Below are 11,817 nucleotides of genomic sequence, written 5' to 3'. Positions count from 1 at the left end.
CATGCTAAAAAACAAATTATGTTTTTCCTTTATTTACTAACCAACTAAAACTAAAGTTTTTCAAAAGTGAGGTAGTCAGTTCCTCCACCTCCGCCACTAACATCAATGAGTTCAATTTTTGTGGATGAATATAAAATAATATCCCAATCATCACTAAGTTCTACAAAATCAGCTGGTGTGCTAAAGTTAATGTTGAAATCAATATCATCGCTACTATCATCATCATCGTCATCACTACTGCTACTATCTGTAATTGACCAACTTCCTGTATAAGTGTTTAGGACATTAGAAGCGACTAAAGTTCCATCTGTTTCGAAACTGAATATATAACTAGTATAGTCACTAGTTTCATCACTATCTGTATCAAAGAAATAGGTTATTTTCCAGTTCCCTGATTCCATTGTATTCTCTAAAGCTGCTATTTCTGCAGCATTGCTGTGACCACCATCGTCATCGTCATCATGATCATCTGAAGAACACATTCCAGACATAAGTGAGAATGACAATACGAGTAGCCAAGCTAAAATAAGTGCTTTTTTCATAATTTTTTGTTTTAGATTAATTGATTATTAAATATAACTAAAGTTATTTATAAATAGTATCTCGATGTTATCAAAGTATTTACTAGTATTTATCTGCAGCACATATATTTAACAAACTATAGACAGGTGTAGCAATCACCTTCTAATTCATACAATTGTTCTACTTCACTTGAGCTTATAGTTCTTTTATACACTCTTAAATCATCTAGGTGTCCAACAAAATCTTCACCTATAATATACATACTAGAAGGTTCTGATCCAACACTAAAGTCAGAATCTTCAATAACATTTCTTAAAATTCCATCTCTATATAATCGTACAGTATTATCGCTATCAACTGTTGCAACTAAATGGTGCCAATCTGTATTATCCCATACTACATCTACTTCAGAATTCCAGTCGTTATCCCAAACCGAGAAGCCCAAATTATCAAAGAACAGTGGCGAGTTTAAGTCGTATACTCCTAGATTAAAACCTTGAGTTGCATCTCCTGGAGACCTAAAGAAAATTTCTAAATCACCTACTTCACTATTTTGCATTTTAAACCAAAGACTTATTGTGAAACTATCACCTTGTATTAACTGATTTTGATCGGTTACAGGAATCGAGAAATTATCACTTCCAGAAAATGCTATAGCGCAAGTTGAATTTCCAGCTCTATCTTCTACAAAGTCATTTGAGACCTCTTCTACTCTTCCCGAAATTAAATCATTAGCTTCATTTGAAAATGGCATATAAATTATTAAATCATTAGTTAGTGTGCCAGGGTTATCACAATCTTCACACACTTGTTCAAGTACTAATGTATTATCTCCGTTTACAAATTCGAATCTATTTTCATCACATTCTATCATTTCCCATGATGCTGTTAACATTGAAAATGGTTCTTCATTAAACATAGGAATTAAATAAAGATTACCTGTGCCTGGGTCTGAATTAATAGACCAAGTTCCAGAAGTTGTTAATTCATTAGTTTCAGAGTTATATACATCTACAGTTCCATCTATTGAAAAATAAAGTTCTTCTGGAACAAATATATCAAACAGGTTAGTTTCTGCATACCAGTAACATTCTGTTAAAGAAGCGACAACAAATGATTCTGAACAATCAGGAACATCTCTACAATCTTGTTCTAATTGCATAGTCATCATGGTTGAGCCTGTTCCTAGTGAAAGGATAATATTATCACCATCACACCCATCAAGCAACCATTCTCCATTCAATAAATCAAAAGTAACTAAGCCACTAATCGTTAAGACGTATCCTGAAGCAAACTCTGATAAACCCCAAGTCCCAACTTCTGTTACTGCAGGCGTTCCGTTAACAATCACTTCACCATCTGAATTAAAATCCAGATAATTCATATCGATTATATTCCCACTATTATCATAAACAGAGGCAATTATATTACATTCTAATAACAGAGATTCAAGTCCTGCTAAATTGACATCACAATCTTCTATATCATCATCATCCCAATCGTTGTCATCATCTTCATCACAATCATCTTCAGCTTCAGAAATTACATTTTCTAATTCGGTATTATTTGCCACTTCAATAACGTCTCCATTGGCTAAAATCATAGTCACTGGGAAATTAATACTAGCAAGGACGCCACCTTCTAAACTTTCAATAAAAGCATACAAACCTGCATCGCTAGTTATCGTTACAGTATCAATAATTTCAAAGTCTGTATTATAAATTGATATGCTAATTGGGTATTGAAAGTCGATACATTCTATATCATCATCGTATTCATTTTCATCGCCACACGCTCTAATATACTCTTCTAAAGCATCTTGATTTTCAATAACAATTTCAGTATAATCACTTAAAATAATAGTAATCGGAAAAAGTATTTCAAGAGTATCTTCATCACCATCAAATTCATCGAAAATGGCTTCAATTAAATCAAAATCATCTTCTGAATTTATAATAATTTCAACACCATCTACAACAACAGTAACAGGCAGTTCAACTTCTAAACAACTTGCAAAATCAATAATATTATCAAACGAGCCATCATTAGCTGCAGTGTTACGCATTAAATTTGCCAAATTAGAATCTGGAGCAATTGTTTCTTCGTCATCAGGACTGGTTACTTCTACTGCTTCCTCTTGACAAGACGCAAAGAGCAATAAAAAAAATAGAGGTAGAAAAAGGAGTTTCTTAAAATTGAAAGCTTTCATAGTTTGATTTATTAGTTAAAAGTAATTTTTCTTTTCATAGCAATTTTTAGTGCTATATACTTCTATAACATTTAACTTTAAAAAACTCCTACCTTGATTTTTTAAAAATATTGTATCTTCTTTGTATTATACTTTATCAGCTTTTATGTCAAAACCAATAAATAATAATGTTTGTAATGAAATTAGTTTTAATGCTATATTTAATAAGTATGCTAAAGACCTGAATAATTTTTTATACTACAAATTTGGCGATCACCTAAACCCTAAAGATAAAGTACAAGAAGCATTTATAAAGCTTTGGCAAAACTGCAGTAAGGTTACTCCTGACAAAGCCAAAAGCTATTTATTTACGGTCGCTAATAATTTAATGCTGAATGAAGTTGCGCATCAAAAAGTAGTTTTAAAGTATAATCAAAATAAGCCTAAATCTTATACTAATGAATCGCCAGAATTTGTGATGCAAGAACAAGAGTATATGAAAAAACTACAAAATGCGATTAGCAAATTAACCGAAGCTCAGCGCACAGCATTTTTATTAAATAGAGTTGAAGGCAAAAAATTTAAAGAAATCGCATCACTATTAGACATCTCTACAAAAGCTGTAGAAAAACGTATTTATGGTGCTTTAAAAAAGTTAAGAGAAGAGATTGACGAATTATAGGTAGGAGTTTTTTAATGAAAGCTGTTATATTATTGTAATACAGATTATGAAAAGAGAATATTTAATACAAAAATGGTTAGAGCATGATCTTAATGCTGAAGAACTTGAGGCTTTTAAAGCCCTTGAAGACTACAATGCATTAATGAAATTATCTCAGGGTTTAGATCATTTTAAAGCTCCAGATTTTGATGAAAAATCTGAACTTAATTTAATTAACAATCGCCTTAAACCAAAAACACAACGTTGGTTAAAGCCTTTGTTACGTATTGCTGCTATTGCGATTATTACCTTAGGTGGTTTTTGGTTCTTTAATACAAATTCAGATATTACTATTGCAACCATAGATGCTCAAAAAACTAATTTTGAATTACCAGACAATTCTATAGTCACATTAAATGCTGCTTCTAATTTAACTTATAATAAAAGCTCATGGAAAGACAAAAGAGTGGTCACTCTAGATGGCGAGGCATTTTTTAAAGTGGCTAAAGGCTCTACTTTTGAGGTTAAAACTAGCGAAGGTACAGTCACAGTTTTAGGCACAGAGTTTAATGTAAAACAGCGCAATCAGTTTTTTGAGGTGGTTTGTTATGAAGGTTTAGTAAGTGTTGCACATCATAATCAACAACTTCAGCTAAGCCCTGGCGAGAGCTTTTTAGTTATAGACGAAAAAACAATAACTAACGAAAAAGTACAACTAAAGCAACCAAGCTGGATGATTAATGAAAGTACGTTTAAAAGTATACCATACAAATATGTTCTTGATGAATTTGAAAGACAATATCATATAAAATTCATTACAAAAGGCATAGATTTAGACAAGTTATTTACTGGTAATTTTACACATGATAATTTTCAAGTTGCTATACAATCTGTAACTTTACCTTTACATTTAACCTATAGTAGAAATAATAGTACTGTAACATTAATGCGTGAATAAAAAAGGTATTGCTTTTTTAATTTTTTTTAATTTTTTTTTGAGTGTTTTGACGATGTTCTCTCAAAGCTCACAAAATGAAAAGCAACCGCTTGCGCAAATTTTAAAAACTCTTGAAAATACTCATGAGATTAGTTTTTCTTATACAGATGAAACGATAGCTGATTCTTATATTAAAGCTCCTGATTTCACACTTCCTTTTAAGGATATATTACGAATTTTAGAAGATGAAACGTCTTTAGTTTTTGAAGTTCTAAACGAACGGTTTATAGTGATAAAAACGCGTAATACTACAACTAATGAAATGACTACTCAGTTTTTAAATGAGGTTGTAATTACTAAATATTTAGCTTCAGGTATTTCTAGAAACAACTCAGGAATGGTTACTATTCAACCTGAGCAATTAGACATTCTTCCTGGTCTTATTGAACCTGACATTTTACAAACTATTCAAGCACTTCCAGGAATTATAAGTGTTGACGAAACAGTTTCTAACATTAACGTTAGAGGTGGAACACATGATCAAAACCTGATCCTTTGGGATGGTATAAAAATGTATCAATCTGGTCATTTCTTCGGATTAATTTCTGCCTTTAACCCTTACCTTACAAGTAAAGTGAATGTATCTAAAAACGGAACCTCAGCGCAATATGGAGATGGCGTTTCTAGTGTTATAGATATGAAACTTTCCAACACCTTGCAAGAGCATCTTAAGGTTGGAGCTGGTTTTAATTTAGTACATGCCGATGTATTTACTAAAGCTCCTATTGGTAAACATGCCGAACTCCAATTATCTGCCAGACGTTCATTTACAGATTTCATGACTGCTCCAACATATGACCAGTATTTTAAGCGTATTTTCCAAGATTCAGATTTTACGAACAATCAAGAAAATCAAAATAACACCATTTCTAAAAACGAAACGTTTTATTTCTATGATTTTACTGGAAAACTCTTGTTTGACATTTCAAAAAAAGACAAACTTCGAATTAGTTTCCTAACCATTTATAACAACTTAAATTACGAAGAGCAATCTACCATAAACAATATTAACGAGTCTTTAAACAGTAAGCTCATTCAACGTAATTTAGCTGGAGGAATTAGCTACACAAGACATTGGAATCCTGCATTAACCACGACTGCTCAAATGTATTTATCAAATTATGACTTAGACGCTAAAAATTTCGATATTACCAACAATCAACGATTAATTCAAGAAAACGAAGTTATTGATAATGCCTTTAAACTAAACACAGCATGGTTAATCGATGAAAACATTAACTTCAATATGGGTTATCAATTTTTTGAAGTTGGTATTAGTAACTTAGAAGATGTTAATAATCCTGTATTTAGAAGTTATATAAAGGAAGTCATTAGAACGCATTCTGTTTTTGCCGAAGGTCAATTATTAACAAATAAGCTCAACACTAATATTAAAGCTGGATTACGGCTCAACTATATTTCAAAATTTGATGCAGTCTTAGTCGAACCACGATTAAGCTTTAGTCAACGCTTTGCAAATCATTTTAGATTTGAATTACTAGGAGAATATAAAAGTCAAACGACTTCACAAATCATCGATTTACAGAATGATTTTTTAGGCATTGAAAAACGTCGATGGATTTTAGCCAATGATGAGGACATTCCAATTATTAAAAGCAAGCAAGCCTCTATTGGATTACACTATAATAAAAACAACCTCCTCATTAGTGCTGAAGCTTTTTATAAAGATGTAGATGGAATTACGACCAGAAGCCAAGGGTTTCAAAATCAGTACCAATTTGTAAAAACAATTGGAAGTTTTAACGTTAAAGGCATCGATTTTTTAATTAACAAACAGTTTGAAAAATTCAACACTTGGCTCAGTTATTCATTTAGTAAAAATAACTACCTTTTTAACAGTTTAAATAATGGCCAAACATTTCCAAACAACACAGACATTACTCATGCTATTACGTTTTCTAACATCTTCACCTTAAATCAATTAAAATTGGCATTAGGTGTCAATTGGCATTCTGGCAAACCCTATACTCAACCAGATTATACGCTTCCAGTTGTAAATGGTAATATAAATTATAGCGCACCAAATAGCAGTCATTTAGATGATTATTTACGTGTAGATGTATCTGCTACGCATGACTTTAATATCTTTAAAAATGTCAAGGCCGAAGTTGGCGCATCAGTTTGGAATCTATTTAACACTAAAAATATCATAAACACGTATTATACTTTAGGTCCAGATGAGACGATTTCTAAAGTCGAAAATCAATCGCTTGGCATCACGCCAAATGTTAGTTTTCGTATGAATTTTTAATTTTAGTATTTTTATAGAACAAACTTTTTTATTAAAATGCGCTCTATTTTTTTTAAAACTTCATTCCTCTGCTTTTGCGTTACTTTATTTCATTGTAACAAGAATGATGAGGAATACTTTCAAGGAAAGATTATCTATAAATACCATTACACTAGTGATTCATTAAATGCCGATTCATTAAACCTTAATAGAATAAGAAAAAGCATCTTTCAATTTAATTTAAATAATTATCAAAGCACCTTTATAGATAACGATACTACAACCTATTTTTATATTAGTAAGATTAATAAATGTCTAATCAAAATTAACTCAAATTTACAGCAAGAATGTGAAGACTACAGTTTATCTACCGACTCTATTCTTCACTTCAAAGTATATGATACAGATGAAAAAATTCTAGGACATAATTGTCAGGTTTTAGAATTTCAAGGCAAGTATTTTTGGAATAAATATTATGTAAGTAAAGATGTGAAGATTGCACCTAGCACTTACCGTAAACATGAAGCTTATAACTGGAAATTTTATGGAGAGAAAGTTGATGGTGGAATGATTTTAAAACTAGAGCATCGATTTAAAAACTTTACAATGTATGGCGAAGCGTTACTGCTTTCAAATTTAAACACCAATGAAAGAGCATTACAGATTACGCCAGAAGAAATTGCTTCTGTTTGCAACTAAAAAAAATCCTGATACTGCAAAACTCTAAAATCGAAGGTGTTAAATTTAGGGTTGCTTTGCTTTAGCTGTTTATACAAAAGCATGCTCCCAATTGCTCTATTTGCTGAGCCTGAGGACGAGGTTAAAGACACGGTTTTAATCGTTCTATTTCCTAGAGCAAACTCATGTATTCTAGGAATTTCATTAGAAACAATTTCTAATTTTATCTGGTGTTCTTTTATTTGTTTTCTGAAGAAATACTCTGGACCATTTTTACTATTTCCACCAATAAACAAAAGCGTTTCAATACTTGGAAATTGCTTAATATAATTAATAAGATTGCGAAGCTTTATGTTTTTCATTCCTAAGTCCGATGCATCTATTTTATCGCGTTCTGCACTTGAGACAATATCGCAAACACCTATTTGGTGCTGAATTAAAAAAGCTTTTCGTTCTTCAATAGCTGCTTGAGAATTATCATATCGCAAATTAAGATTATGAATTTTATCTATATAAAGCCATAAAGAATTGTAATAACTTCCGTAGCAAAAGTCCACATCTTTTTCTAAAAGTGCACCAACACTAAAGCGTGGTGGAGGTAATGTGCCCACAATTAGTTTCTTGGTGTCTTTTTGAATAAACGGTTGATATGGATGCTTATGTAGAAACACGTTTACTTGATTTTGTTGATTAAATTCCTTATACTATAAGTAAACAAATTAAACCAAAATTATGGGAAAAGGAGATAAAAAAACAAAACGAGGTAAAATACATCGAGGGACTTTTGGTGCAAGAAGACCAAAAATTAAAAAACGTATAAAACCTGAAACTAAAATTAGTATCGATAAAAAAGCAAAAGCTTAATTACCTAATAAAAACTAATTCTGTGTTTGTAGACATGGCTTCGCTAAAACCATAACCTTCGTAGTTAAAGCCTTTTATATCGTCTAAAGTATTAGCATTCGTATCAATAATATATCGCGCCATTAAACCACGTGCATATTTCGCAAAAAAGGAAATCATTTTGTACTCACCATTTTTCAAATCCTTAAAATTTGCGGTAATCACAGGAACTTTCAATGCTTTTTTATCTACTGCTTTAAAATACTCATTACTGGCTAGATTTAAAAAGAGTTCGTTTTCTTTCAATTCCTCGTTTAAAGCTTGGGTTACTTTTTTTCTCCAAAATTCGTAAAGGTTCTTGTTTTTGCCAACTGGAAATTTTGTGCCCATTTCTAGGCGATAGGCTTGCATTAAATCTAAGGGTTTTAAAACACCATATAATCCAGAAAGAATACGAACAGTTTCTTGCAGCTTTGCCATTTTTTCTGAAGGCAAGCTATACACATCTAAACCTCGATACACATCGCCACTAAAAGTATAAGCTGCAGGTCTTGCATTTGAAGATGTAAAAGGTAAAGTCCACGCTTGGTTGCGCTCGTAATTGAGTTGTCCTAAATTGTCTGAAATATGCATCAGTTTAGACAAACTTCTTGCCGATTTCTTTTTTAGCAACTTATTTAAACGCTCAGCTTCCTTTAAAAAACAAGCTTCAGTACTTTTTATAGTTGGTAATTGACTTTCAAAATCTAAAGATTTTGCTGGAGATAATACTAGTTTCATATTTGCCATTCTTATACCTCAAATTTACAATTTACTTCTTGATATTTTTAATTATACAAACTGAAATATTCTATGCTTCTATAAATGTTTATTATGAAAACAGATTCGCGTTAAGGATGGAGCATTTGTTGGAGCTCCTTGAAGAGAGCGACTTGCGAGAGCCTGACATGACGACGCTTTAGCGAAGTCGTGAAACGCCCAACTAATTATTTTGATGCTTAGAATACTGCTTCCATTTTTCGATACACTGCTGCATATCTTCTGGGATTTCAGTATTAAAACGCATAAATTCGTTTGTTTTTGGATGTACAAACCCTAAGGTTTTTGCATGTAAAGCTTGGCGAGGCAATACTTTAAAACAATTGTCTACAAATTGTTTGTACTTGGTAAATGTGGTGCCTTTTAAAATGAGATTTCCACCATAGCGTTCGTCATTAAAAAGCGTGTGACCAATATGTTTCATGTGCACGCGAATTTGATGCGTTCGACCTGTTTCTAACTTACAGGATACTAAGGTGACATAGCCTAAGCGCTCTAACACTTTGTAGTGTGTTACAGCGGGTTTGCCTTTATCTTCCTCATCGTTTAAATACACGGTATTTTGTAATCTGTTTTTAGGATGTCTTCCAATATTTCCTTCAATGGTGCCTTGTTCGTCTTCAATATTTCCCCAAACCAAAGCCACATATTCACGCTCGCTTGTTTTTTCGGCAAACTGAAGTGCTAGTTTAGTCATGGCGTCTTCGGTTTTTGCAACCACTAGAAGTCCGCTGGTATCTTTATCAATTCTATGTACTAAACCAGGACGTTCGCTAGAATTGTTTGGAAGGTTTTCAAATCTGTAAATAAGTGCGTTTATAAGGGTTCCTGAATAATTACCATGACCAGGATGCACAACCATACCTGCAGGTTTATTCACGACAAGAAGCTGGTCATCTTCATAAACAATATCTAACGGAATATCTTCGCCGACCAACAAATTTTCGTGAGGTGGATGCTCAAATAACACTTTGATTTGATCATTCCCTTTTACTTTATAACTTGATTTAACAGCGTCTCCATTAACGAATATATGGCCTGATTTGGCTGCTGCTTGTATTTTATTTCGCGTAGCGTTTTCGACGAAATTCATGAGGTATTTATCGATACGAAGTGGATTTTGACCTTTCTCTACAGTAAACGCATAATGTTCGTATAACTCGTCGCTATCGTTTTGATTTTCGGGTGTATAATCTTCTGTCATAACTAATTTGAAGAAGGTCTATTGCCATTCCCTAAAACCAAATCAATCTTAGAGGTTTTTGGTAGTAAGTCTCCTGCTTTTAAAGTCTCGCCATTAAAACGCAATCTAACCACTTCATCCTTACCAAGGTAATCAATATAAGTAATGTTTCCAATGTTAAAACCAAGAGCTTCTAACATTGGTTTTGCTTGTCTAAATGTACGTTCTCTTAAATCTGGAACTTGAATTTTTCTATAACCTGACGGATTTAATGTTAAATAAATTTTTCTATTTTCTTTTACTTTTTCTCCAGAAGGAGGATCTTGATCGATAACAGAAAATTTTGGATAGTTAGGGTTATAATTTGCAGAATCTTGAATCTGCATGACTAGATTATTGTCTTCTAATTCAATTTTAGCCACTTCAATAGACTTCCCTTTTAGTTCGGGAACAGTTTCAAAGTCTCCATGATTAGTCGTAATATTAAGCCACTTAAGCATAATAAAACACAATACAAAAATGGCCACAAAAGCTAACAAAAGCTGTTTTAAAAATATTTTACTTGAAAGAAATTTAACAATACTCATGTTGTTGTTTTAGATAAGCAAATATATAAAAACCAAAGTGTTTTTACTTTTGATTAATTAATGATATTTTAGCTAAACGATTTATTCCATCGTTTCTTATGAATATGAAGAAAAATATTGCCATTATCATGGGAGGGTTTTCTAGTGAATATGAAATCTCTTTAAAAAGCGGAAATGTTGTATTCGAAGTTCTTGACAAAAACAAATACAATGCTTATCGTATTCACATTTTTAAAGACAAATGGGTTTATGTTGATGCAAACAACGGCGAATTCCCTATTGATAAAAATGATTTTTCTGTTACAGTTGCCAACAAAAAAATAAAATTTGATTGTGTATTTAATGCCATTCATGGTTCGCCAGGAGAAGACGGTTTTATGCAGAGCTATTTTAAATTAATAGGTATGCCACAAACCAGTTGCGACATGTATCAAGCCAGTTTAACTTTTAATAAAAGAGACTGTTTAAGTGTTTTAAAACCTTATGGCATTAAAACTGCTGAAAGCTATTATATCAATCTTGGAGATACTATAAATGAGGATGCCATTATTACTAAAGTCGGTTTGCCTTGTTTTGTTAAAGCCAACAAAGCAGGAAGTAGTTATGGTATCACTAAAGTATATAAAAAAGAAGACATACAACATGCGATAGACGTTGCTTTTAAAGAAGATGATGAAATTATTATAGAATCTTTTTTAGACGGAACAGAGGTTTCTGTTGGAGTAATTACTTATAAAGGAGCAACTAAAGTACTTCCTATTACTGAGATTGTTAGTCAAAACGATTTTTTTGATTACAAAGCAAAATATTTAGGCGAATCACAAGAAATTACACCAGCAAGACTTAGTAAATCTCAAGAAGACAAAGTCACAAAAGTAGCTCAACAGGTTTATGAGATTTTAAAAATGAAAGGGTTTTCACGAAGTGAATATATTTTTAAAAATGATGAACCACATTTATTAGAAGTAAATACTGTTCCTGGATTAACCAAAGAAAGCATTTTACCACAACAAGCTGCAAAAGCTGGAATATCACTTTCTGAATTATTTGACAATGCCATAGAAGAGGCATTAAAATAAAATCCGTAA

12 protein-coding genes are annotated in these 11,817 nt (G+C 32.0%); 6 read left to right on the top strand and 6 right to left on the bottom strand.

The window, feature by feature from the left end; translation table 11 throughout:
• Nucleotides 1-50: 50 nt before the first annotated feature.
• Both ACFS5M_RS05785 and ACFS5M_RS05780 read right to left on the bottom strand, forming a co-directional pair.
• A complete protein-coding gene (locus tag ACFS5M_RS05785; RefSeq protein WP_379898169.1) occupies nucleotides 51-542 on the bottom strand; it encodes a hypothetical protein in 492 nt (163 codons plus the stop codon).
• 116 nt (nucleotides 543-658) lie between these two features.
• On the bottom strand, nucleotides 659-2,731 hold the full coding sequence (locus ACFS5M_RS05780; protein WP_183486710.1) for a LamG domain-containing protein: 2,073 nt from the start codon (nucleotides 2,729-2,731) through the stop codon (nucleotides 659-661).
• Nucleotides 2,732-2,876: 145 nt separating this feature from the next.
• Between ACFS5M_RS05780 and ACFS5M_RS05775 the strand changes: the two genes are divergently transcribed.
• The 4 genes from ACFS5M_RS05775 to ACFS5M_RS05760 are packed head-to-tail and all read left to right on the top strand — an operon-like array spanning nucleotide 2,877 to nucleotide 7,318.
• Nucleotides 2,877-3,392: an RNA polymerase sigma factor gene (locus ACFS5M_RS05775; RefSeq protein ID WP_183486709.1), complete on the top strand. Its 516-nt coding sequence runs from the start codon at nucleotides 2,877-2,879 to the stop codon at nucleotides 3,390-3,392.
• A gap of 46 nt (nucleotides 3,393-3,438) precedes the next feature.
• The gene (locus tag ACFS5M_RS05770; protein WP_183486707.1) at nucleotides 3,439-4,329 is read left to right on the top strand and encodes a FecR family protein; all 891 of its coding nucleotides are present in this window, start codon (nucleotides 3,439-3,441) and stop codon (nucleotides 4,327-4,329) included.
• A gap of 52 nt (nucleotides 4,330-4,381) precedes the next feature.
• Entirely contained in the window at nucleotides 4,382-6,640 is a 2,259-nt protein-coding gene (locus ACFS5M_RS05765) for a TonB-dependent receptor plug domain-containing protein (RefSeq protein WP_183486705.1), read from the top strand.
• A gap of 36 nt (nucleotides 6,641-6,676) precedes the next feature.
• A complete protein-coding gene (locus ACFS5M_RS05760) occupies nucleotides 6,677-7,318 on the top strand; it encodes a hypothetical protein (protein WP_183486703.1) in 642 nt (213 codons plus the stop codon).
• Here the strand turns inward: ACFS5M_RS05760 and ACFS5M_RS05755 are convergent.
• The gene (locus ACFS5M_RS05755; protein WP_183486701.1) at nucleotides 7,315-7,968 is read right to left on the bottom strand and encodes a uracil-DNA glycosylase family protein; all 654 of its coding nucleotides are present in this window, start codon (nucleotides 7,966-7,968) and stop codon (nucleotides 7,315-7,317) included. The genes ACFS5M_RS05760 and ACFS5M_RS05755 overlap by 4 nt on opposite strands.
• A gap of 61 nt (nucleotides 7,969-8,029) precedes the next feature.
• Here ACFS5M_RS05755 and ACFS5M_RS05750 point away from each other — a divergent pair, with 61 nt between their 5' ends.
• Nucleotides 8,030-8,161 carry a 30S ribosomal protein THX gene (locus tag ACFS5M_RS05750; protein WP_183486699.1) on the top strand — a complete coding sequence of 44 codons (132 nt, stop codon included), beginning with the start codon at nucleotides 8,030-8,032 and terminating at the stop codon, nucleotides 8,159-8,161.
• Here the strand turns inward: ACFS5M_RS05750 and yaaA are convergent, their stop codons facing one another.
• From yaaA to ACFS5M_RS05735, 3 genes are all read right to left on the bottom strand, one after another.
• Nucleotides 8,162-8,920: a peroxide stress protein YaaA gene (yaaA, locus tag ACFS5M_RS05745; protein WP_183486697.1), complete on the bottom strand. Its 759-nt coding sequence runs from the start codon at nucleotides 8,918-8,920 to the stop codon at nucleotides 8,162-8,164.
• A gap of 202 nt (nucleotides 8,921-9,122) precedes the next feature.
• Nucleotides 9,123-10,163: an RluA family pseudouridine synthase gene (locus tag ACFS5M_RS05740; protein WP_183486695.1), complete on the bottom strand. Its 1,041-nt coding sequence runs from the start codon at nucleotides 10,161-10,163 to the stop codon at nucleotides 9,123-9,125.
• A 2-nt stretch (nucleotides 10,164-10,165) separates the two neighbouring features.
• Complete coding sequence (locus tag ACFS5M_RS05735; protein WP_183486693.1) at nucleotides 10,166-10,729, bottom strand: PASTA domain-containing protein; 564 nt, start codon at nucleotides 10,727-10,729, stop codon at nucleotides 10,166-10,168.
• Nucleotides 10,730-10,833: 104 nt separating this feature from the next.
• On the opposite strand from ACFS5M_RS05735, the gene ACFS5M_RS05730 reads away from it, so the two are divergent.
• On the top strand, nucleotides 10,834-11,808 hold the full coding sequence (locus ACFS5M_RS05730; protein WP_183486691.1) for a D-alanine--D-alanine ligase: 975 nt from the start codon (nucleotides 10,834-10,836) through the stop codon (nucleotides 11,806-11,808).
• Nucleotides 11,809-11,817 lie beyond the last annotated feature (9 nt).

The organism is Lacinutrix iliipiscaria (assembly GCF_042686125.1).
In the GTDB taxonomy this organism is placed as follows: Bacteria; Bacteroidota; Bacteroidia; order Flavobacteriales; family Flavobacteriaceae; genus Oceanihabitans; species Oceanihabitans iliipiscarium.
The sequence above is the reverse complement of the archived record's forward strand: the minus strand, read 5'-3'. Positions and strand labels throughout refer to the sequence as shown.

Bases quoted from the DNA above. Each gene is read 5' to 3' on its own strand.
- ACFS5M_RS05785 (WP_379898169.1), bottom strand. From the start codon at position 542: ATGAAAAAAGCACTTATTTTAGCTTGGCTACTCGTATTGTCATTCTCA.
- ACFS5M_RS05780 (WP_183486710.1), bottom strand. From the start codon at position 2,731: ATGAAAGCTTTCAATTTTAAGAAACTCCTTTTTCTACCTCTATTTTTT.
- ACFS5M_RS05775 (WP_183486709.1), top strand. From the start codon at position 2,877: ATGTCAAAACCAATAAATAATAATGTTTGTAATGAAATTAGTTTTAAT.
- ACFS5M_RS05770 (WP_183486707.1), top strand. From the start codon at position 3,439: ATGAAAAGAGAATATTTAATACAAAAATGGTTAGAGCATGATCTTAAT.
- ACFS5M_RS05765 (WP_183486705.1), top strand. From the start codon at position 4,382: ATGTTCTCTCAAAGCTCACAAAATGAAAAGCAACCGCTTGCGCAAATT.
- ACFS5M_RS05760 (WP_183486703.1), top strand. From the start codon at position 6,677: ATGCGCTCTATTTTTTTTAAAACTTCATTCCTCTGCTTTTGCGTTACT.
- ACFS5M_RS05750 (WP_183486699.1), top strand. From the start codon at position 8,030: ATGGGAAAAGGAGATAAAAAAACAAAACGAGGTAAAATACATCGAGGG.
- yaaA (WP_183486697.1), bottom strand. From the start codon at position 8,920: ATGAAACTAGTATTATCTCCAGCAAAATCTTTAGATTTTGAAAGTCAA.
- ACFS5M_RS05740 (WP_183486695.1), bottom strand. From the start codon at position 10,163: ATGACAGAAGATTATACACCCGAAAATCAAAACGATAGCGACGAGTTA.
- ACFS5M_RS05735 (WP_183486693.1), bottom strand. From the start codon at position 10,729: ATGAGTATTGTTAAATTTCTTTCAAGTAAAATATTTTTAAAACAGCTT.
- ACFS5M_RS05730 (WP_183486691.1), top strand. From the start codon at position 10,834: ATGAAGAAAAATATTGCCATTATCATGGGAGGGTTTTCTAGTGAATAT.